This is a genomic window from Allomuricauda sp. CP2A (assembly GCF_001683915.1).
In the GTDB taxonomy this organism is placed as follows: domain Bacteria; phylum Bacteroidota; class Bacteroidia; order Flavobacteriales; family Flavobacteriaceae; genus Flagellimonas.
Map to the genome: position 1 here is coordinate 60,806 of NZ_LXTT01000088.1, position 21,021 is coordinate 81,826.

Annotated in this window: 20 protein-coding genes; 5 read left to right on the forward strand and 15 right to left on the reverse strand. The window is 43.0% G+C overall.

The window, feature by feature from the left end; all coding sequences use genetic code 11:
* The first annotated feature begins 254 nt into the window (after positions 1-254).
* A complete protein-coding gene (locus tag A7D14_RS10600; RefSeq protein WP_067033993.1) occupies positions 255-1,847 on the forward strand; it encodes an amidohydrolase in 1,593 nt (530 codons plus the stop codon).
* 75 nt (positions 1,848-1,922) lie between these two features.
* On the opposite strand, the gene A7D14_RS10605 is transcribed toward A7D14_RS10600, so the two are convergent.
* A complete protein-coding gene (locus A7D14_RS10605; RefSeq protein WP_067033995.1) occupies positions 1,923-3,137 on the reverse strand; it encodes an RsmB/NOP family class I SAM-dependent RNA methyltransferase in 1,215 nt (404 codons plus the stop codon).
* 59 nt (positions 3,138-3,196) lie between these two features.
* Between A7D14_RS10605 and A7D14_RS10610 the strand changes: the two genes are divergently transcribed.
* Together A7D14_RS10610 and A7D14_RS10615 are read left to right on the forward strand one after the other, a co-directional pair.
* Positions 3,197-4,228, forward strand: a complete 1,032-nt coding sequence (locus A7D14_RS10610; protein ID WP_067033997.1) for a WD40/YVTN/BNR-like repeat-containing protein — start codon at positions 3,197-3,199, stop codon at positions 4,226-4,228.
* A 154-nt stretch (positions 4,229-4,382) separates the two neighbouring features.
* The gene (locus A7D14_RS10615; RefSeq protein WP_176712405.1) at positions 4,383-5,345 is read left to right on the forward strand and encodes a GNAT family N-acetyltransferase; all 963 of its coding nucleotides are present in this window, start codon (positions 4,383-4,385) and stop codon (positions 5,343-5,345) included.
* Between the two features lie 25 nt (positions 5,346-5,370).
* On the opposite strand, the gene A7D14_RS10620 is transcribed toward A7D14_RS10615, so the two are convergent.
* The 9 genes from A7D14_RS10620 to A7D14_RS10660 all read right to left on the reverse strand — a co-directional run bounded on the left by A7D14_RS10620 (position 5,371) and on the right by A7D14_RS10660 (position 14,606).
* On the reverse strand, positions 5,371-6,600 hold the full coding sequence (locus tag A7D14_RS10620) for a GNAT family N-acetyltransferase (RefSeq protein ID WP_067034002.1): 1,230 nt from the start codon (positions 6,598-6,600) through the stop codon (positions 5,371-5,373).
* Complete coding sequence (locus A7D14_RS10625; RefSeq protein ID WP_067034005.1) at positions 6,593-7,675, reverse strand: GNAT family N-acetyltransferase; 1,083 nt, start codon at positions 7,673-7,675, stop codon at positions 6,593-6,595. The genes A7D14_RS10620 and A7D14_RS10625 overlap by 8 nt, the downstream gene beginning before the upstream one ends.
* Positions 7,676-7,851: 176 nt before the next feature.
* Positions 7,852-8,283 carry a periplasmic heavy metal sensor gene (locus A7D14_RS10630; RefSeq protein ID WP_067034008.1) on the reverse strand — a complete coding sequence of 144 codons (432 nt, stop codon included), beginning with the start codon at positions 8,281-8,283 and terminating at the stop codon, positions 7,852-7,854.
* Positions 8,276-8,803, reverse strand: a complete 528-nt coding sequence (locus A7D14_RS10635) for a hypothetical protein (RefSeq protein ID WP_067034012.1) — start codon at positions 8,801-8,803, stop codon at positions 8,276-8,278. Before A7D14_RS10635 ends, A7D14_RS10630 begins: the two co-directional genes overlap by 8 nt.
* Before the next feature lie 32 nt (positions 8,804-8,835).
* Positions 8,836-9,378, reverse strand: coding sequence for an RNA polymerase sigma factor (locus tag A7D14_RS10640; protein WP_067034056.1), 543 nt, complete (start codon positions 9,376-9,378; stop codon positions 8,836-8,838).
* A gap of 124 nt (positions 9,379-9,502) precedes the next feature.
* On the reverse strand, positions 9,503-11,323 hold the full coding sequence (locus A7D14_RS10645; protein ID WP_067034015.1) for an ABC transporter ATP-binding protein: 1,821 nt from the start codon (positions 11,321-11,323) through the stop codon (positions 9,503-9,505).
* Positions 11,324-11,327: 4 nt separating this feature from the next.
* A complete protein-coding gene (locus A7D14_RS10650; protein WP_067034017.1) occupies positions 11,328-13,034 on the reverse strand; it encodes a phospho-sugar mutase in 1,707 nt (568 codons plus the stop codon).
* Positions 13,035-13,094: 60 nt separating this feature from the next.
* Positions 13,095-14,042: a glycosyltransferase family 2 protein gene (locus A7D14_RS10655; RefSeq protein ID WP_067034020.1), complete on the reverse strand. Its 948-nt coding sequence runs from the start codon at positions 14,040-14,042 to the stop codon at positions 13,095-13,097.
* A 42-nt stretch (positions 14,043-14,084) separates the two neighbouring features.
* Positions 14,085-14,606 carry a DUF4199 domain-containing protein gene (locus A7D14_RS10660; protein ID WP_067034023.1) on the reverse strand — a complete coding sequence of 174 codons (522 nt, stop codon included), beginning with the start codon at positions 14,604-14,606 and terminating at the stop codon, positions 14,085-14,087.
* Between the two features lie 160 nt (positions 14,607-14,766).
* Between A7D14_RS10660 and A7D14_RS10665 the strand changes: the two genes are divergently transcribed.
* Positions 14,767-15,036: a type B 50S ribosomal protein L31 gene (locus tag A7D14_RS10665; RefSeq protein ID WP_067034026.1), complete on the forward strand. Its 270-nt coding sequence runs from the start codon at positions 14,767-14,769 to the stop codon at positions 15,034-15,036.
* Positions 15,037-15,118: 82 nt separating this feature from the next.
* Entirely contained in the window at positions 15,119-16,294 is a 1,176-nt protein-coding gene (locus A7D14_RS10670; protein WP_067034029.1) for a GlmU family protein, read from the forward strand.
* Between the two features lie 120 nt (positions 16,295-16,414).
* On the opposite strand, the gene A7D14_RS10675 is transcribed toward A7D14_RS10670, so the two are convergent.
* The 5 genes from A7D14_RS10675 to A7D14_RS20230 all read right to left on the reverse strand — a co-directional run.
* Complete coding sequence (locus A7D14_RS10675) at positions 16,415-16,918, reverse strand: GCN5 family acetyltransferase (RefSeq protein WP_067034032.1); 504 nt, start codon at positions 16,916-16,918, stop codon at positions 16,415-16,417.
* The gene (locus A7D14_RS10680) at positions 16,881-17,192 is read right to left on the reverse strand and encodes a DUF1778 domain-containing protein (protein ID WP_067034059.1); all 312 of its coding nucleotides are present in this window, start codon (positions 17,190-17,192) and stop codon (positions 16,881-16,883) included. Before A7D14_RS10680 ends, A7D14_RS10675 begins: the two co-directional genes overlap by 38 nt.
* A 257-nt stretch (positions 17,193-17,449) precedes the next feature.
* Positions 17,450-19,495, reverse strand: coding sequence for an amidohydrolase family protein (locus tag A7D14_RS10685; protein ID WP_067034035.1), 2,046 nt, complete (start codon positions 19,493-19,495; stop codon positions 17,450-17,452).
* Between the two features lie 70 nt (positions 19,496-19,565).
* On the reverse strand, positions 19,566-20,531 hold the full coding sequence (locus A7D14_RS10690; RefSeq protein ID WP_067034037.1) for a 2-hydroxyacid dehydrogenase: 966 nt from the start codon (positions 20,529-20,531) through the stop codon (positions 19,566-19,568).
* A 252-nt stretch (positions 20,532-20,783) separates the two neighbouring features.
* On the reverse strand, positions 20,784-21,021 hold a 238-nt coding region (locus A7D14_RS20230; protein WP_218058526.1), incomplete at its 5' end, for a hypothetical protein.

Here is a 21,021-nt window from a genome sequence, read left to right on the forward strand (position 1 = left end):
TTCTCCTATTTAAGCACCTATTAAAAAATATCTTCCGAAGAATATTTTGATGGATATTTCAATGCGTTGAACAATTGCTAACGAATGGTAGTTCACAAATTTCAAACCACAGGTATTTAATTGATTTGAAATGCAATAATTTGACCTGAATTTTATGAAGTATCTATTATTGAAATGCATCTGCATGGCAATTGGTAGTTTTCATCCTGTTTCCCTATCTTAGAAGGATTAACGCTAATTCAAAATCCAACCGTATGAAAACTGTCAAGACCCTGTTGTCCGGGGTGGTACTTCTTTGCTGTGTTGCCACCGCAACCGCCCAAAAAAAATACTCCAAAAGACAAATAGAAAAATTAAAGACCGAGGTCGCCCAAATCGTAGAGGACCATAAAAAACAGTCCCAAGTGATGGTGGACAAGATTTTTAGCTTTGCTGAACTCGGTTTCCAAGAGGTGGAGAGCTCCAAATATCTCACAGGCATTCTCGAAGAGAATGGCTTTGCCATAGAGCATTCCATTTCGGGGATTCCCACCGCTTGGTTTGCCACGTGGACTAATGGCGATGGTCCCGTAATTGCCTTAGGCAGCGATGTGGACTGTATTCCCAAAGCATCACAATATCCCGGCGTGGCCTATCACAAGCCCATTGTGGAAGGTGCTCCCGGCCATGGTGAAGGCCACAACTCCGGAATTCCATTGAACATTACATCGGCACTGGCCGTGAAAGAAATCATGGAACGCGAAAACATTGGCGGCACCTTGATTCTTTGGCCCGGAATCGCAGAGGAATTGGTGGCTGCCAAAGCATGGTATGTGCGTGATGGTCTTTTTGATGACATTGATATGTGCATTTTTACCCACGTAGGAAACAATTTTGGAGTTTCTTGGGGCCCCACCCGAGGTACCGGATTAATTTCAGTGGAGTATCTTTTTGAAGGGGAAGCCGCACACTCTGCCGGTGCACCTTGGCGTGGACGAAGTGCCTTGGATGCCGCCGAGTTGATGAACATTGGCTGGAACTATAAACGGGAACATTTGCACCCTTTAAAACGATCTCACTCCATTTTTACGGATGCTGGTGACCAGCCCAATGTGGTACCTTCCAAAGCAGCTATTTGGTTCTATTTTAGGGATATAAAATATGAAGGCATTATGGAGATGTACGAAGAGGCGAACGATATTGCCAAAGGTGCTGCTTTGATGACGGGAACCAAAATGACGTCTCGGGTTTTGGGAACGGCTTGGCCCAGACACTACAACAAAGTAATTGCCGAGACCATGTATGAAAACATTAAGGAAGTTGGGTTGCCCACCTGGTCCGAAGCAGACCAAGAGTTGGCCATGGCCGTTCAAACTGAGGTCGGTTCCGATGAGATTGAGGGCTTGCCCACCGAGATATCTGAATTGGGTCTTCCGGTTCTAGAGCCTGTAAGTGGTGGTTCTGATGATATTGGGGACATTTCCTGGAAGGTTCCAACCGTTACGATGCGTTTTCCCTCCAACATTCCCGGCCTGCAAGGGCACCATTGGAGCAATGCCATAGCCATGGCCACACCCATTGCACATAAAGGCGTAACGGCAGGGGCAAAAGCGGAAGCGATGACTTTGTTGGACTTTTTGTTGAAACCTGAATTGCTAAAAGGGGCTTGGGATTATTTCAACAATGAACAGAGCAAGGAGACCAAGTATCGGCCCATGATTGCTGCGGACGATATGCCCCCAATTTATTTAAACAAGGACAAGCAGGATACGTTCCGAAGTGAATTGGAGCAGTATTACTACGACGAGACTAAATACGATACGTACTTGGAGCAATTGGGAATTGAGTATCCTACGGTGAAGGAGTAAAAGTAAAGTGAATTGTCAGTTCGAGCGCAGTCGAGAACCCTTCAAGGCACATCTCGACTGCGCTCGATATAGCATTTAAGCGTTCTTTTTTAGCAATGCCATATAAAACCCGTCAAAGCCACTTTCTGAAGCATAGACGTTTTTCTCTTTGATGAACTCAAAATCTTGTCCCGCTTCGGATGCTAGGAATTTTTTGATCTGCTCCGTATTTTCTTGGGGTAGGATGGAACAGGTGGCGTAGACCATTTGTCCACCTTTTTTGAGCATTTTGCTGTAATTCTGAAGAATGTCCTGCTGCACGCCCATGATGCGGTCAATGAACTCAGGTTCCAGTTTCCATTTGGAGTCTGGATTTCTACGAAGCACCCCAAGACCGGAACAGGGAGCATCCAATAACAATCGGTCCGCACTGTTGTGCAATTTTTTGATGACTTTGGTGGAATCAATCACCCTCGTCTCAAAATTGTGAACCCCGTTTCGTCGTGCTCTTATTTTGAGTTTTTTCAATTTACTCTCGTAAATATCCAACGCGATCAGTTGTCCCTTGTTTTCCATTTGCGAAGCCAAGTGGAGGGATTTGCCTCCGGCACCCGCACAGGCATCAACCACACGTTGGCCTGGTTTTACCTCTAAAAATGGGGCAACCAATTGGGAAGAAGCGTCCTGTACCTCAAATAGTCCATCCTTGAAGGCTTGGGTGGTAAAAACGTTCTTTCGTTCCTTGAGTCGCAAAGCATCTGGGTAGCCTTCCAAGACTTCGGTTTCAATTTCGTCCTTGGCCAAAAAGGCCTGTAATTGTTCTTTTTGGATTTTGAGGGTGTTGGTGCGAAGGATTACATCGGCTTGTTGGTTGAGTGCGGCAATTTCCTTGGTCCAAAGTTCGTTTCCCAATGCTTTTTCACCCAATTCATCCATCCAATCTGGAATGGACTCTCTGAACTTTCGGATTTTTGACAACTCATCGAACCTTCCTTTGATGCGACGTTCCGGGGTTTCTTCCAACTGTTTCCAATCCGGGAGGCGAATGCCCCGTAATACACACCAAACGGCAAACAATCGGAACAAATTTGGACGCGTGTAGGGGTCATGGACTTCAGCAATTTCAGAATAAAGCCGTTTCCAGCGAACAATATCATACGTGGTCTCGGCAATGAAAGCACGATCACGGGCACCCCAGCGTTTATCGTAACGCAACACTTTTTCAATGACCTTATCGGCATATTCCCCTTCATTGAAGATCATATTCAAGGCATCAATTACGGCAAAAACAAGGTTTCGGTGTAAACGCATGGTATAAAATAAGGTTGCAAAGGTATCATTTCTGCTTACTTTTACGGAAAATAAATAGCATGCGATTTCCCCTTTTTCTTTTCTTGGCCTTGATTTTGGTTTCTTGTGCCGAAGAACAGCGCTACCGACCTTTCCAAACGGTCTCAATCACTCCAGTTTATGAAGATTCGGTCAGTATCAGGGCCATTACATTTTTGGATGGCAGGACTTTGGCGTTCGCAGGAAGCGGAGGGATGTACGGAACTGTTGATGTGACCAGTCAGAAGGTTCGGTCCAGCATCCAACTATACGATTCCATTGTGCCTGCGTTTCGGGCCGTGGCAAAAACATCCAATGATTTTTTCATGCTTTCCATCGATAGTCCGGCCTTACTTTATAAAACGGGAGATGGTGGGAAGATGGAATTGGTGTACAAAGAAGACGGTGAAGGGGTGTTTTATGATTGCATGACATTTTGGAACGATACCGAAGGTATTGCAGTGGGTGATACTGTTGGTGGATGCCTGTCCATTATCATTACCAGGGATGGCGGACAAACCTGGAGCAAAATCCCATGTGAAGACCTACCGGAAGGTATTGAAGGCGAAGGTGCTTTTGCCGCAAGCAACAGTAATATTGCCGTGGCAGGAAACCAGGCTTGGATTGGCACCACGGCGGGACGGGTCTATCATTCCGATGACAAAGGCAGCACCTGGGATGTGCAACAAACTCCAATTGTTCACAAAGAAGAGACCCAAGGCATATATTCCATGGATTTTTATGATGGGAACACAGGGTTTGCCATTGGAGGGGATTATACCCAACCTGAATCCAATAAAGCCAACAAAATTATCACCCGTGATGGTGGAAAAACGTGGAACCTGATTGCGGACGGACAAGAACCCAATTACAAAAGTTGTGTGCAATTTGTTCCCAATGCTGAAGGAAGGGGACTGGTGGCCGTTGGATTTACTGGGGTTTCGTACTCTGGGGATGGGGGAGCGCATTGGAAATCCTTAAGTGATGCGTCTTTTTACACCCTTCGATTTTTGAACGATTCTGTGGCTTATGCTGCTGGCAAGAACCGAATTGCGAAGTTGGTTTTTCAATAGAGAACAATCCTTGTTTATACATCTGGGTGAAGCACCCACTTATCGTTTTTTCATGGAAAACTTATTGATGTGCCTTACCTTTATATTTCAAGTTGTTCGAGAGTTTAAGTCTCTTGCTTACTGACGATTGACTTTCAAAATGGCATTGGATATTATGACTCATGCTTCTGGTTTTATTTTTGATCTATTTTTGAGGCGGGAACTTCATCCGAACTATTCCAATCCCATTCAGAACTCAGTTACCAACAGCACCTTTGCCCCAATGTCTTTTAGCCCTATTCCGTCCAAGGATGTCAACTTTTCAATGGTTACCGATATTCCGGATTATCTTGAGACTAAAGTTGATCCAAATTTGGTTCAATTTAGGTGCAAGGCAGTGAAACAATACCAAGGTTTTTTATGTGATTTGTCGGGCTGCGAAACAGCCATGGAATATATGGCAACCAAGTTCAGTAAAAAATCCATCAAGAACATTAGGGCCAAAAAGAGACAGTTGGAAATCCATTACAACATTGTCTATAAAAACCATTATGGGAACATAGAAAAGGAACATTACGATTTTCTGTTTGACAGGTTCCATGAGCTGTTAAAAAAAAGGTTTGACGAGAAGAAAATGCAAAACAGATATCTGTTAGTATGGAAAGAATACCACGAGCTAGTCTATTCTATGATTTTGCGTAAAGAAGCTTCATTGTTTGTTATTTATAATGACAAAGAGCCTATTGCCATGGCCATGGACTTTTATGTGGAGGATATTTGCTTTGGCTATATTCAAGTATTTGATTTGGAATACCAAAAATACTATATGGGCGATGTATGTATGGTGGAGCGTTTGGATTGGTTGTTAGAGCATAATTTCAAAGTGTTCGATTTTTTAATGGGGGAGACTTACTATAAAATCAAATGGTCCAATCGCACTTACGTGTACGACCATCATTTGTTTTATAAAGCTGGTTCGATGGTAGGTTATCTAAAAATGCAGTTTACAAAAGCCAAGTTACGGTTAAAGCAATATTTACGGGACAAGGGGATTTTGGGCAAAGTGTTCAGTATGGACCGGATACTTTACCGCCGGATGTCCAATAAACTGAAGGGATTCGATTGGAAAAACCCATAAGGTACAAAGGTAACAGGAAGATACATTAGCTGAAATAGGCGACTTTTTCCGAATTTTTGCCCCGAAGCAGATACTGCCCACCATTAGTACGGAATACGGCTACATCTTTGGCGTCTTCATTGTTCAGGTATAAAAACTCAAAAAAAATTTTAATGACCTGAGGATTATACCCGTCTACTTTGACAAGGTTTGAATTATCTTGGGCTCCAATTTCTTCAAAAACGATTGATTTGTACTTTTCATTAGTGCTAATCGGGGGTTCTGCCCCTTTTTTGTGTAAACGAAAGAGGATTTTGTTCAGCAGTAGGTTAAGGTTCTTCTCCCTGAGGCGTTGTTTAATGGTATAGTAATTTTTGATTATGATGGCCTTTGCGGTAGATGAAAGCGATTTGGAATTATAGAGAATGTGGTATTCAAAGTCATACTTTTTGGTGGACCATCTGGCCTTATAATCAAAATATCCTTTGGAGAAGTCCAATATTTGGAATTTGTTGGCCATACCCCATTCAATAAGGTACATAATATTTACAGAGCCTAAATGAAATTTGGCATAGTCAATATCAAAAACGGTAATTGCATCAAAGATGATTTCTTTGGAAAAATAGACCAATGTTATGGCAATGGGGAGCTCTCCATTATAAACAACAAACAATCCCGATAGCTTTTTTTGAAGCATAGGGTATGCCACCTTTTGGTAGAAGTCCCATTCCCTTTTATCCAAATTGTTATTATGCTCTGCCTTTTCAAGAAATCGTTTTTCCAAAAGCTCCCTGAACCTTTCAAAGAGGAAATGGTACTCTTCTTGGGCCATATCACCTACATACATCTTAGTTTTTATATTGAAACATTCAGAGAGTCTTCTGCTGTACTTGTTCAGTTTGTACCTGCTTGACTTCTTGAACTTTTTCTGCATGTAATCCTGTAGGTTCAAAAAAAGGTTTAGCTCGATTAAGAAACCAGGATATTGTTTGACTTTTATAAGTTTTGTGGGTTTTGAACCATAAGGTTCTGGATTCTTGAAATAACTTGGCACATCAAAAATCAACAACGTTTTATTTCTTAGGTCCAAGGAATGCTCCAAGGTGTATTGCACCCCCTTTGTATGGGTTCTTCCACAATTGGTATATATTTCCCATTTTTCTCGATGGAACTTAGGGCCAAAAATTCCCTCAACCTGAATTGGTGTCTTTTCTTTGCCGAAACTTTTAGTCCATGTTTTAATAAAGTTCTCAGACAAAAATGGGTTGTCAATCATCGCCCAAGCAGTTTATTTTAGAAACTTCCGTTTTATTGGTGAAATCTTGGCGGTAAAGTGGGAAAAAGCATGAGTTCTTATTAATTTCAGAGGCATTTTGCACTTCTTTTTGCTTTAATAGTTTCTCATATTGGGTATCATCCACGATATGTTGCCAAGTACAAAATTTCCTAAAATCCTTTGAGAATCCAGATTTGAAATAAAAAAGAGAATCATCATCCTGTCCGTTTAGCCCACCTCCTAAATTAAAGTTGACACAACCTTCCTCAGTGCATTTTTTTCGGACGTGGTCTATGAGTAGCTTAATAGGATTCAGATGAAAATATTCACTTTTAACCCCCGATAGATGATATTGTACTGTTCCATTATTTTTAGTGAAAATAGCACCGCCGGCAAAGTCGCCTGATTTTTTATGTTGCGCCACCAAAAGCTCGGCATGTATTCGTCCGCTGCCCAAAAGTTTATAAAAATACTGCTTGCCAAAGAAGTAGTTGGGTTTGGCATGAAGTCTTTTCATATTTTCACAGTACGTTCCAATAAACTCATCCACGTACTTTTCTTGGACCCCATCAATGATGTCATATTCCTTGGCTTCTTTGTTGATGTAGGTTCTAAGCCTCCTATTATATTGTTGTTTTTGTTGTTCCAAGCTTTGGGTAAGGTCTATGTTCACCACATTCCCATGGGGCACTATTTTTCCTATGCCCCTTAAAATGGCATCTTGTTTGGTAATAAATGGATGCAATCTGGAGAATACAGAAACAATCTGATTATCCTTCAGGAACTCATTGAGCTGTTTTCGAAATTGCTCATTCTTGAAATCTGGGCCAATATTTTTACCAACTGGACCCGCATAGCCGTAAACGGAAGTAGCATCCTTAAGCGTAGACCCTTCAATATCCCTCACCAGCAAAGGAAGTGCGATAAAAGCATCCCCCTTTTCATATTGAATTAAGATGGGGCTTTCACCAGTTTTTTTTGATATTTGATGGTAATCGTATGTGTGATAAAAATCTGCTTGCTCACATTGATCAATTACTTGTGTCCAAGCATTTCTATCCTGAATGACCCGCATATCTCCAGTTTTGTAAATAATATAGCAAAATAATGGGAGAAGATTACACTAAATATGACAAATATCATGTATGTCTGTAGATTAGCTCAATGGATTCAAAAACTCGATGAAATCATCTAAAAAAGTAATGTCTACATTTCCACATTTTGCTATCTCCTTCTGATAGATGTTGAAAATCATCCCCCTTCTTGCCGTCTTCGGTATTGTTGTAAAAGACGTTTTTTAAAATCATCTTCCGCTTTTAGCAATGACAATACCTTTTTGGGGGAGATGATCTTTCTGATTTTTAAAATGAAGGTCTTATCGGCATTGTGTTTTTCAGTTTGGAGAGCAAGGAGATTATCCAAAAGTGCAGCGGATTCACTTTCGGAAAGATCCTGGGCAGATGACAATCGATATTGCCTTTCCCTTCTTCTAACACCTTCCAAAGCATCTTCATGTTCATTGTATACGGGCCAGAACTCTTGGGCTTCTTGACTGGTTAAACCAACCCTTTCTGTGATAAAGGCAACCTTTAAGGTCTTTATGCGATCTCTATTGGGGCCTTGGGCATTCACCCATAAGGCTCCGGCCAGAAATACAATCAGGATAAGTACTTTTTTATTCATAATTGGTGTAATCTAAGTTTAAATCTTCAATATCCTCCACATTTTCATCCAAATATTCTAAGATGCTCTCAGCCTCAATGTCCTTGTCCAACACGTCATTTAGCTCCAGATTTTCCAATGGGATCAATTCAGCAATCTCATATGTACTCATATCAATTTCCGTGCGCTCAAAATAGGCATCAATTTCTGTATTGGCCAAATCTTCAAAGCTGATGGGCTTATCTGATTTCCAGTTGAGACCAAAAATCAAAAGGAATACAGCGGCCACTGCGGCAGCACCGTAATAGAATTTTCTGAAGGACTTGAGTTGTATAACTTTACCATTTTCCGCAACGGTTTTGGAAAGCACCTTTTTGGTAACCCCACTAAAATATCCTTCAGGCACACCAAACCCATCCGATTTGGGCATGATGGATTCCGTTTGGGCCTTTTCTTTTTTGATTTTGTCCATGAGTCGTTCATGGAAGTTCTCAAAGTAGCCTTCCGGGGTATTGAAACCATTTTGTTTGTCCTTTTTCATTTAACGTATAGACATCAAAATAAACCAAAGGTTTAATCTTCCTTAAGATACGCCTCAATTTTCTTTACTGCCAAATGATACGAGGTCTTTAAAGCCCCAACCGAGGTTTCCAGCACTTCGGAAATCCCATCATATTTCATTTCCTGAAAATATTTCATGGTAAAGACCAATTTTTGTTTGTCGGGAAGCGTGGCCAAAGCCTTTTGTAGTTTCAGTTGTATTTCATCGCCTTCAAAATACACGTCAGCTTGAAGGTTTTCAACCATCCGGTTTTTGAGTTCCTCGTCACTCACCCCCATTTTTCTGGACTTCTGCTTTAAAAAAGTGAGGGATTCGTTGGTGGCGATCCGATACATCCAAGAATACAATTTGCTTTCTCCTTTAAACCCATCGATGTTTTTGTACACTTTGATAAAAGTATTCTGGAGTACATCATCGGTATCATCATGGTCCAAAACTATCCTTCGGATATGCCAATACAGACGCTCTTTGTAGGTATTGACCAACACCTCAAAGGCCTTTGCTTGGCTTTCTTTTTGTTTGAGCTCGTTGACTAGGGCTTCTTCAGCAATCAATTGATTGTACAATTTGGTGCTTTGACTGCACTAAAGGTAAAAGGTTTAATGCAACAGACAATTGACAATCAACAATTGGCAGTGAACAGTGGATTGTAATCCTGAGCAAAGCGAAGAATCTCCTTTAAAACGATTGCATTTCCACCAACTTTTTATAGCCTTTTTTGGATTTCATCAGCTCTTCGTGTGTGCCTTGCTCCACAATTTTTCCTTTGCTCATCACCACAATGGAATCTGCATTTTGAATGGTGGACAATCTATGGGCAATGACGATTGAGGTCCTGTTCTTCATCATTTTCTCCAGGGCATCCTGTACCAATCGCTCGCTTTCGGTGTCCAAGGCCGAAGTAGCCTCGTCCAAGATCATAATGGGCGGATTTTTGAGCACAGCCCGTGCAATGGACAATCGCTGTTTTTGCCCGCCACTCAATTTATTGCCACTATCGCCAATATTGGTATCGTAGCCATGGGGTAGATCCATGATGAAATCGTGGGCATTGGCCACTTTGGCAGCAGCTATAATCTCTTCGGATGTCGCATTTTCTTTGCCTAATCCGATATTGTTCTTTACTGTATCATTGAACAGAATGGAATCCTGGGTGACCAAGCCCATGAGTCCGCGGAGCGATTTTTTGGTGATGTTCTTGATGTTGGTGCCATCAATCAACAATTCGCCTTCATTGACATCATAAAAACGGGTGACCAAATTGGCCACGGTACTTTTTCCACTACCAGATTGGCCCACCAAGGCCACCGTATTTCCCTTATCAACCTTTAGGTTGAAATCTTTCAGCACATAATCATCCTCGTACTTGAAGGAAATATTTTTGAGCTCGATACCTGAATTGAAATCGGTTTTCTCCACGGCACCTTCCATATCCTTGATGGGATTTTCAGATTCCAAGATTTCCAAGACCCGTTCTGCAGCTGCATTTCCTTTTTTAACGCCGTAGGATGCCTTACTGATGGCCTTGGCCGGGGTTAGGATGTTATAGGCCAAACCCATATAGGCGATGAATGATGAAGCATCCAACGTTTTGTCCACCAATACCATTTTTCCGCCGAACCAGAGCAACACCCCAATGACCAGAATTCCCAAGAACTCACCCGTGGGAGAGGCCAAGTTCTGTCTATTTAAAAGCGAGTTGGAAAACTTAAAAAAGCGGGTTGTTGAATTTTTGAAGGTATTGTAAAATCTGGATTCGGAATTAAAGGCTTTGATAACCCGGAGCCCACCCAAAGTTTCCTCCACAATGGAAAGAAATTCCCCTTGTTCCTTTTGAACCCTATCCGATTTTCGTTTCAGGGATTTTCCGATTCTGGAAATCAACATTCCGGCGATGGGGATGAAAACAAAAACAAAGAGGGTCAGTTTGGTACTGATTCCAAACATCACCAAAATGGTGAAGAGGATGGTGAGCGGCTCCCTTACAATCAATTCCAAAATGGACAGAAAGGAATGTTGTATTTCCAAAACATCCGAAGTGATGCGTGCAATGACATCTCCTTTTCGTTTTTCCGAGAAATAGGAAATAGGGAGATCCACTATTTTTTTGTACATCTTATTTCTGATATCCTTGAGCACCCCGTTTCTCAAAAATGTAATGAAATACATCGCCAGATAATTAAATGCATTTTTTAATAGGAAAAGGGCCAGCACCAAACTAATGACGAGTACCAAACCTTTCATATCGTCATCCCCGGAATAGGCAGTTACCCGATAGTTGATATAGTCCTGCAAATAATCCTTTGATTTGGAAAAACCTTCATAAACAGGCTTTACATAGACCTTTTGTTCTGGTTTGAACAGCACATCCAGCATGGGAATAAGGGCAGCAAAGGACAGGGCACTGAAAAGTGCATAGAGAATATTGAAGAAAATATTCAAATAACCATATTTGCGGTAAGGTCCCGCAAAACGGAGAATCTTTTTAAAGTAGTTCATTCACCTACAAATTCAGTTCAGAAAGGATGCCTTCAATCTTGGTATCCAACTGCGAATTTACGGATTTATAATCCTCGGCCTTATCCAATTTTGCATTGGTGCTGATGTAAAACTTCACTTTGGGTTCGGTACCGCTGGGTCTGGCCGCGATTCGGGTGCCATCCTCGGTTTCATAGATCAATACGTTGGATTTGGGCAAATGAATGGTTCGTTCCCTTCCGGTCTGCACGTTTTTGGCCACGGAGGTGTTATAATCCTCAATCCACAACAATTTTGAACCTTGCACCGATTCCACCGGATTTTCTTTAAAGTCTTTAAGCATTTGTTTGATTTCCTCGGCGCCGCTAATCCCTTTTTTGGTGAGGGAAATCAATTTTTCCTTGTAGAATCCAAACTGCACGTAGCAGTCTATCAAATCCTTATAAAAAGAGCTGCCGTTGGCCTTGGCGTTCGCAGCAATTTCACAGGCCAGTAGGGTAGCGGTGACGGCATCCTTGTCCCGGACAAAATCGCCCACCATATAGCCAAAGCTTTCTTCCCCGCCACCAATGAATTTGGAATTGGGAAAATCCTTGATCATTTTACCGATCCATTTAAACCCGGTGAGGGCAGTTTTGTATTCCACACCATAAGCGCGGGCCATTTGCTCCATCATTGGGGTGGAAACAATGGTGGTGGCGATAAATTCGTTGCCCTTGAATCCTTTTTCCTTGTATTGGTCCAGTAGGAACTTGGTCATCAACACCATGGTCTGGTTTCCATTGAGCAGTTCCATTTTCCCTTCCAGATTTCGCACGGCAATGCCGAGTCGGTCACTGTCAGGGTCGGTGCCCACAACCATATCTGCCCCAATTTCTTCAGCTTTTTGTATGGCCATGGAAAGTGCTTCCGGTTCTTCTGGATTGGGAGATTTAACCGTTGGAAAGGAACCGTCAGGCTTTGCCTGTTCCTCAATAATGGTGACATTGTGGTATCCGGCACGTTTCAATACTTCGGGGATGGCCGTGATGGATGTTCCGTGCAGGGAAGTGAAAACAATCTTAAAATCGTCTTTTCCCTTGGCATCAAAACTTCCATTTTTTACGGAAGCCTCAAAAAAGGCATCGTCCACTTCCTTATCAATAGTGTGAATAATACTTTCATCCGCATTAAAATTGATGTCCTCAAAAGACAGCGCATTGATTTCATCGATGATCTCGCCATCTTGGGGTGGCACAATCTGTCCTCCATCGGCCCAGTAGACCTTGTACCCGTTGTACTCTGGCGGATTGTGGGAAGCGGTCAACACAATACCGGCATGGCAGCCCAAATGACGCACCGCAAAGGAAAGCTCTGGGGTGGTACGGAGTTCAGAAAACAAATGGACCCTAATCCCATTGGCGGAAAAAACCTCTGCCACCGTTCTGGCCAGGGTATCCGAATTGTGTCGGCAATCATAGGCAATCACCACCCTAAGATCGCTATCGGTGTACGACTTCTTGAGATAATTGCTGAGCCCTTGGGTATTTTTCCCCAAGGTATATTTGTTGATTCTATTGGTTCCAACCCCCATTACACCGCGCATACCTCCGGTACCAAATTCCAAATCCTTGTAAAAGCGATCCTTGAGTTCCTCGGTATCGTTTTCTATCAAATTTTGAATTTCCTTTTTTGTGTTTTCGTCAAAAAAATCGGTCAACCAAGCTTGCGCTGCAGAAGTAATGGAATCCATATAGAATAGGCTTGTTTAGTAATGCTTTAAAAATACAAAGATTATACGTTTTGGACGTTTCTAAATATTTATTTTGTTGGAAATGGAGTAGCGGGTATCATTTTTTCGGGACCGTACCATGATTTCCCCAATGAACCCCGCCAAAAAAAGTTGTGTCCCTATGATCATTGCGGTTAGGGCGATGAAGAATTGGGGTCGTTCCGTGATCAATCGTCCAGTGGGATTCAAAAACAACTTATCGATACCCAGATAAAGGGCAAATCCGAGGCCTACAATGAACATGAGCACACCCAAAGCGCCAAAAAGGTGCATGGGTTGGCGACCAAATTTGGATACGAACCAAATGGTGATCAAATCCAAAAAACCGTTGATGAAACGCTCCACCCCAAACTTGGTGGTCCCGTATTTTCGGGCTTGGTGCTGCACCACTTTTTCGGTGATTTTGGAAAAGCCCGCATTTTTGGCCAAGACCGGGATGTACCGGTGCATCTCCCCATGTACATCAATATTTTTTACCACATGGCCGTCAAACGCCTTAAGCCCGCAATTAAAATCGTGCAATTTGACCCCAGAAGTTCTTCGGGCCGCCCAATTAAAGAGTTTGGAGGGGATGTTTTTGGTGATAACGGAGTCGTACCGCTTCTTTTTCCAGCCGGAAACGATATGGTTGCCTTCATTGGCGATCAATTCATAGAGTGCCGGAATCTCTTCAGGATTGTCCTGAAGGTCGGCATCCATGGTAATGACCACATCGCCCTGGGCCGCTTTAAAACCAGCGTGCAGTGCCTGCGACTTGCCATAATTCTTTAAAAATTGGATGCCCTTTACGTGTTCATTTTTTTGGGAAAGCTCCTGAATGGTCTCCCAAGAGCCATCCGTACTGCCATCGTCAATAAAAATGATCTCATATAAAAAATGATTGGATTGCATTACCCGTACAATCCAATCATGTAGTTCGTTAAGCGATTCTTGCTCGTTAAGTAAAGGAATTACAATGGAAATCTGCATTGCTTGTTTCTCGAATTCCCTTCAAAAGTAGTATTTTTTGGTTTAGTATTCCGACTTGGATTTTTTCAGGATAAGCCCAGTGATGAGCCCAACGACCAAACCAATGACACAACTGAATATTAAACCGATGGGATAGCGAAGCCAACCCAAACTTTTTTGCATGGCCACCCCTTGTTCCCATTGTTCCTCTGTCATGGATGGATTTTGCTCAAAAGCTTTGGGCTTTGCCATTTCTATGGCCTTGTCCATAAAATCGGGTTCAATAAAATTGACGAGCAAATATTGGTAGAGCAAGGAGATGATGGCCGAGACCAAGGCTATCCCGACCCCAATTTTTAGCGCTTCGGAAATGGTTAAATACCCTCCGTTTGCTTTTTTGTACGCATTGATGCCCAGAAAAATGGCCACCACGCTCAATAGGATCGAAATTACAATGATGGGCGTGCTCATTTCGTAATGCATCTTTTGTGTATAGAGCATTACGCCGAATACTACTGAAACCAGCCCCAGAATAAGGCCGTAGTTCAGCATAAATTTACTGGCTTTTGGTTGTTGTTCTTCCATTTGTTTATTTTTAGTGTTGATTATGGTTTATTAGTAAATTGAGAGGGGAATTTGTTACAGTTAAAGGTAGTTTTTTTCTTTTTTTCTTTTTTCAGTTGGAAGAATCAAAGAAATCTTTAAATTTGCACCTCGAAAATTCTGAGATTAAGTAGTTAAGACGATGAAAAAAGGCATACACCCAGAGAATTATAGATTAGTGGCTTTCAAAGACATGTCCAATGACGATGTGTTCATCACTAAATCCACTGCAGAGGCGAAAGAAACCATCACTATGGATGGACAGGAGTATCCTTTGGTAAAGTTGGAGATTTCAAGAACTTCGCACCCTTACTATACCGGAAAAACCAAATTGGTGGATACCGCAGGTAGGATCGATAAGTTCAAGAACAAGTACAAGAAATTCAGCAAAGAAGAGAAGGAGACCGAGTAGGTCACTCTTTTTGACGAAATATATGGACGCTCCTGATGATTTTCAGGGGCGTTTTTTATTTTTATACCATCAACACTGAGCCATGAACTACATTCTTTCCGACGGAACCCATAGAGAATCCCTGTTTCCCTTTACGTTCACCAGGCCCGTGGCCGAAATTCGGGTGGGGATCCTGACCATTCGTGAAAAATGGGAAAAATGGTTGAAGACATCCGTCAGTGTGAAGACGGAGGACTACCTCTCCACAAAGTTCCCGCTAAAGACCGCTTCGGAAAATGTGATTATCAACGGCAGTTATCTTCCCGATACAGATTTGGTGCAAGCCATCAAAAAACTGAAAATGGGGGAGGCCCTGATGGAGGGGGAGGCCTATATTGCCTATGTCACTGCCCAAGCTGAAAATGATTTCGACCCTTCAAATTTTGTGATTGTGGACCATCAACCCAAAGGGTTGACCATAAAAAATACATGGGACATTTTCTCCAAAAACGGGGAAGCCCTGCAATCCGACTTTGCTCTATTGACCGCCGGACGGAAGAGTCAACCCCTATCCAGTACCAATCAGGCAGTGAACCCAGAAAATATTTTTTTGGAAGAAGGGGCAAAGGTGGAGTTCAGTATTTTAAATGCGTCCACAGGGCCTATTTACATAGGCAAGGATGCTGAGATAATGGAAGGTTGTATTATCCGTGGTGGTTTTGCGCTCTGCGAAGGTGCTATTGTAAAAATGGGGGCAAAAATCTACGGACCCACTACAGCCGGACCTTTCTGTAAATTGGGGGGTGAGGTCAACAATTCGGTCTTGTTTGCCTATTCCAATAAGGGGCATGAAGGGTTTTTGGGCAATTCGGTGTTGGGGGAGTGGTGCAATCTGGGAGCGGACACCAATACCTCCAATATGAAAAACAATTACGCTCCAATACGTTTATGGGATTACCAAACCGAAGGTTTTGCCAAAACCGGACTGCAATTTTGTGGGCTGATGATGGGCGATCATAGCAAGTGCGGCATCAATACCATGTTCAATACAGGAACGGTGGTAGGGGTGAGCGCCAACATCTTTGGCAGCGGGTACCCCCGAAATTTTATTCCCAGTTTTAGTTGGGGCGGTGCCTCAGGATTTACAGCGTTTAAAACGGACAAGGCTTTTGAAGTGGCCACTGCCATGATGAAACGCCGCAACATGGAATTCAACGATACCGAAGCCAAAATTTTGGAGCACGTTTTTGAGCTGACGCAAAAGTGGCGGAAGTATTAGTTTTTTCTTGGTTTTCGTTCTCGGATATGAGTAACAGGGATTTTTCAAATTATAATACCTACCATTTCCTAAAATAATTGATAGCAGGAGTTGGTCATACACCGTGTTGGTAATAGGTTTTTATGAAAACAATTGCCCAATTGTTTTCATTGGAAGAAACATTTTGCCACAATCGGGAAGGTCAATAAAGCCATATTTTAAATAGAATCCTTTGGCTTTATCGTCAATGGGATCCACAATTACTGCAATTGAACCAATGGTATCCTGAGAGACATCAAATGCTCGTTTTAGCGCATCGACCAACATCAATTCACCGAATCCGTTTCCTTTTGTTGAGGTGTCAATTGCAAGTCTACCAAGCAGAGTTACAGGTAATTCCTTATAGTTTCTTGGAAGCCGCTTTGTTATGGCATTTGGAAGCAAATCTCTCTTGATCGATGCATTTGAAAGTGTATAATAACCTTTAACAACATATGACTCGTCAGATAAAACGAAACATATGGAGAGGTTTCTCTTTACATCTTGGCTCGCTTGCTTTTTGAGATAATTATCTAATAAATCATAGCCGCAGTTAAAATTACTTCGATTATGATTTGATTTTAGTGGCCCTGTTTCGTACCCCATCTGGTTCAATTAAATCAAGATATCTTTTGGCGGCTTTCTTGAGTTTGGAATTAGGACTAGGAGGATTCATTAATGCGTTTGCAAATATTTCTTGGTCTCTTTTCGTAGAGATAATTTTCTCATGTTTTTCAATAATTTCTTCAGCACGTTGTTGTACGGCAAAAAACACGAACTCAGAAAGTGAGCGAAAACCACCTAATGTGGATGCACGTTCGAACAAACGCTTTTGTTCCTCTGTCCATCTGGTATCGAATCTGGCAACTTTTGTATCCATGACACAAATGTACGGAATATCACCGTACAGAAAAAATATTTCTTTATTTTCAAATTTCACCCAACGCTTAAGGTATGATTCGTTTTAAATACTTCGGCTGCCTGCCCGCTAAGCAGTCAGGATTTCAGCACAAATGACCAAGTTCGCCTAAAAACCGCATAAATTCAATGTGTTGACAAATAGCATTTTAAACTTTTATCAACAAAAAAACCAGCAGCAACACGCCACTGGCTTTATAATTCATTAAAGAAAAAGAATTATTCCTTCACCTCAGGTTTTTCCGTAAACGGGGTTATACCAAAAGCAGGGTAGACTTCGGTGGGATAGTAAAACGTTCCCCCTCTGGAGACCAATGCAATGGTCTTTATCGCCTTAATGTCTTCCACAGGGTTGCCGGGCACCAAAAAGAAATCGGCCAGTTTACCGGGCTCAATACTGCCCAAATCTTCTTTTCCCAAATACGCGGCCATGTCGTAGGTGGCCAATTTTAGAAGTTCGGCAGGGGTGTAGCCCAATTGTTGGTTATAGAGTTCCAACTCGCGGTGCAGGTTAAAGGCGCCGCCCAAATCGGTCCCCGCCACGATCAAAATACCCTTGTCCTTCATCAGTCGCAGGGTCTCCACAATTTTAGCATAGGCTTCGCGGTAGGCTTTGTCCTCTTCGTCATCCGCAATTTGCGCCAGGGCCACTTTAAGGCTACGTTGTTCGTTGGGCGGCATGTGGTCAATATAATCCACCGCTCCGGGGGTAACCTCTCCGTTTCGGGAGAGCATCAACATTTCGTGGATGGCCAAGGTTGGGTCGATGGCCGTTTTGTTCGCCACAAACAAATCCAAGGTCTCTTGCACTTTGGGGCTGTTCAAATCCAACTCTGGGAAGCGTTTCATGGCCGTGAGGCGCAACAAGGTGCGGGTGTCCTCATCAGGTTCCAAAACCCAGCCCAACATAGTCTGGTTGATGTGGGTCATTTCATCAAAATCGGCATTCAGCATGGCATTGGCATTGGAAAATGCAGGTACGTGCCCGGTTACGAACATCCCTTTGTCATGTGCTTTTTTCACGATGTCCGGAGCCCAATCGCCGTTCATGCTGTTGTAGAGTTTTACCCCATAAAACCCAAGACTGTCATAGGTGTCCACTGCGGCCAGTGCCTCTTCCTTGGTTTCCACCAGAATGCCATTGTTGCTGTTGTAGGGGCTTTTCCCTTCAATAAAGCCCAATCGGGTAACCCGTGGGCCGGCCAAAACGCCCGACTCAATTTTTTCGATAAGGCTGCTCAGCACTTCGGTATCATTCCCCATATCCCGAAATGATGTAACCCCCGCCAACACATTCAAAAGTGCATCATCATCACCGGTATGGGCATGCATTTCAAACAATCCGGGAACCAGGGAGCCCCCATTGCCTTCAATTTCCACTTCGTCATCGCCGGAAGCATCAGCAGCCTCAATGGCGGTAATTTTATCATCTTCCACCACCACGGAAACCGGATCGGTCAACGAAAGCGTTTTGGGATCGAAAACCTTTACATTTTTAATGCGAACTTTTTTAGTGTAGTTGTGGGCGTATTGTTTTTGGAGGTTCTCGTAGCGTTCCGCAGAATAATTTTCAGATAGTTGGCGCATGTCTTTTTCAACGGCCTCGTAACCTTCGCGGATAACAATATAGCGCGGCGAAATGAAGGCGAAGAACTTTTTGGCATCGTCCAAAATAAAATAGGATGGGTCAAGGTCTGCGCCGGACAGGGCGTATGACGTAAGTGCCAATTCACCCTCGCCCGAAGCATTCGGTACGGTCACATCTTCCATTTTGGTGAGGGTCAAATTCCCGGCAGGAAGCACGGGCAATGTATTTTCTGGGGCTTTTAGCAACAAACGGGCCGCCAAAACGGTGGAGTAGGGGCTTCCAAATTGGTTGACATACAATTGAGGTGCTTCAAGGGTGGCAGTTCCCGAGCCTGTGGCATCGGTCCATGAGGCATTTTCGCCTTCCAACGAAAAGTGTTCGTCAATGGCATTCCCAAAGGTGGTGTTTCCGGTAACTTCCCAGCTGGTTGGGAAACCTTCGGCGTTCAGGACAATGGTCTCCTTCATGGTTGGTCCACGACCATTGTTTTTGTAGTCGTAATCAATATGGATGGTGTCACCAGAAATGTGGGTCTTAAGATGCCCTACCTTGTTTTCACCCACAATTACGGTGTAGGTTTCGTCCCCTTGGTAATCGGCCAAGGAAGAGGTGGGTTCATTTTTACAGGAGTAGCTTGCCAGAACAACAAGGCTCAGAAGTAGTAAACGGAGTTTCATAGTAGTCGGATTTTAGTAATGGCTGAAGTTATGGATTTTTGTGCAATACCTGAGCCATATAAGGTTCCAACTAGGTCACGGGATAGGGTATTTTGCCTGTTTTGTAGAAATCGATGATGTTTTGGGCGGACATACGGGCCATTTCGTTGCGGGCTTCCACGGTGGAGGAGCCAATATGGGGCAGTACGGCCACATTTTCCATTTGGAGCAAGGGATTGTTGGGTTGCATGGGCTCGGGGTCGGTCACATCTAGGCCAGCACCCCAAATGGAGCCATTTTTCAAGGCCGCTATCAAATCGGTTTCATTATGGATTCCACCTCGGGCGGTGTTGATAAAAACGGCACTGTTTTTCATTTTACCGAAGGCATTTTTATCAAACAAACCTTTGGTTTCTTCGGTTAGATTGCAGTGCACGGAGATGACATCGCTTTGAGCCAACAGTTCGTCAAAAGAGACGTATTGGGCATTGAGCGTACCCTCGGCCTCTTGGTTTCTGGACCGATTGTGATAGATGATATCCATCCCATAAGCGGCCTTACAGCGTTTGGCCTTGACCATGCCAATGGTTCCCAGGCCAAAAACCCCCAAGGTTTTACCATCGAGTTCAAAACCGAGGTTAGCGGTGGGGACAAAGTGCTTCCACTGCCCTTTTTCTATGGTTTTGTGCATGTGTACCATTTTTCGGGAGACCATGATCATAAGTCCGAAAGCCACATCTGCCGTGGCCTCGGTCATGGCACCGGGGGCGTTACCAATGACAATGCCGTATTGTTTTGCGGCTTGTACATCGATATTGTCATAGCCCACGGCAAATTGCGAAATGATGTCCAAATGCTGACTGCTTTTCAAAAAATGCGCATCGATTTTATTGGAGCCCGTACTGAGCAGGGCATCGTAGTCTTTGCAAATGTGGATCAGTTCCTCCCGAGGTATGGGGTTGTTGCTTTTATTGATGGTGATGTCGAATCCGGCTTGTTCCAGCATGTCAATGGCGAGCTGGGGGTACTGTAAACTGAGGAAAACTTTTTTGGGCATATGGGTTTAGACTGCTTTTAACCTTAAAGGTACAGTTTTTGGATTTTTTATGGCCTCGGATGGCGGATTTGAACAAAAAGGGGGTTTTTGGTTAAAAAGGGATTTCGTTATCGTTCTTGGTTAAGGCAAGTGGCGTGGAGTAGGGACGCGTTCTTGTCGGCTTAGTTGTTTTTTTACTTGGTGTCTAAAATAACACTTTTCACCAGATTGCCCGCTATTTGCGCTTAACCGATGTTGCCTACAGTTATGTCTCTATTTCCTGGTTTTACAAATAATTGTATGTTCCCCATTTTTCGAATAGCATCCATTTTTTAAATCTGCGAAAAAATAGGCAAATTTCTTTTCCAAATCTAGGATATCATTTAGAGCTGAATAGAAATTCAAAAATTTAACTCCTTCTGGTAATTCATATTGTTGTCTAGGATTACCATAATTTTTCATTTCATATTTACCATCTATTTTTTGTTCGAAGCTGTACCACTCTCCATCC

Excerpts from the sequence above, each read along its gene's own strand:
- A7D14_RS10600 (WP_067033993.1), top strand. The coding sequence starts at position 255 with ATGAAAACTGTCAAGACCCTGTTGTCCGGGGTGGTACTTCTTTGCTGT.
- A7D14_RS10605 (WP_067033995.1), bottom strand. The coding sequence starts at position 3,137 with ATGCGTTTACACCGAAACCTTGTTTTTGCCGTAATTGATGCCTTGAAT.
- A7D14_RS10610 (WP_067033997.1), top strand. The coding sequence starts at position 3,197 with ATGCGATTTCCCCTTTTTCTTTTCTTGGCCTTGATTTTGGTTTCTTGT.
- A7D14_RS10615 (WP_176712405.1), top strand. The coding sequence starts at position 4,383 with ATGACTCATGCTTCTGGTTTTATTTTTGATCTATTTTTGAGGCGGGAA.
- A7D14_RS10620 (WP_067034002.1), bottom strand. The coding sequence starts at position 6,600 with ATGATTGACAACCCATTTTTGTCTGAGAACTTTATTAAAACATGGACT.
- A7D14_RS10625 (WP_067034005.1), bottom strand. The coding sequence starts at position 7,675 with ATGCGGGTCATTCAGGATAGAAATGCTTGGACACAAGTAATTGATCAA.
- A7D14_RS10630 (WP_067034008.1), bottom strand. The coding sequence starts at position 8,283 with ATGAATAAAAAAGTACTTATCCTGATTGTATTTCTGGCCGGAGCCTTA.
- A7D14_RS10635 (WP_067034012.1), bottom strand. The coding sequence starts at position 8,803 with ATGAAAAAGGACAAACAAAATGGTTTCAATACCCCGGAAGGCTACTTT.
- A7D14_RS10645 (WP_067034015.1), bottom strand. The coding sequence starts at position 11,323 with ATGAACTACTTTAAAAAGATTCTCCGTTTTGCGGGACCTTACCGCAAA.
- A7D14_RS10650 (WP_067034017.1), bottom strand. The coding sequence starts at position 13,034 with ATGGATTCCATTACTTCTGCAGCGCAAGCTTGGTTGACCGATTTTTTT.
- A7D14_RS10655 (WP_067034020.1), bottom strand. The coding sequence starts at position 14,042 with ATGCAGATTTCCATTGTAATTCCTTTACTTAACGAGCAAGAATCGCTT.
- A7D14_RS10660 (WP_067034023.1), bottom strand. The coding sequence starts at position 14,606 with ATGGAAGAACAACAACCAAAAGCCAGTAAATTTATGCTGAACTACGGC.
- A7D14_RS10665 (WP_067034026.1), top strand. The coding sequence starts at position 14,767 with ATGAAAAAAGGCATACACCCAGAGAATTATAGATTAGTGGCTTTCAAA.
- A7D14_RS10670 (WP_067034029.1), top strand. The coding sequence starts at position 15,119 with ATGAACTACATTCTTTCCGACGGAACCCATAGAGAATCCCTGTTTCCC.
- A7D14_RS10675 (WP_067034032.1), bottom strand. The coding sequence starts at position 16,918 with ATGGGGTACGAAACAGGGCCACTAAAATCAAATCATAATCGAAGTAAT.
- A7D14_RS10680 (WP_067034059.1), bottom strand. The coding sequence starts at position 17,192 with ATGGATACAAAAGTTGCCAGATTCGATACCAGATGGACAGAGGAACAA.
- A7D14_RS10685 (WP_067034035.1), bottom strand. The coding sequence starts at position 19,495 with ATGAAACTCCGTTTACTACTTCTGAGCCTTGTTGTTCTGGCAAGCTAC.
- A7D14_RS10690 (WP_067034037.1), bottom strand. The coding sequence starts at position 20,531 with ATGCCCAAAAAAGTTTTCCTCAGTTTACAGTACCCCCAGCTCGCCATT.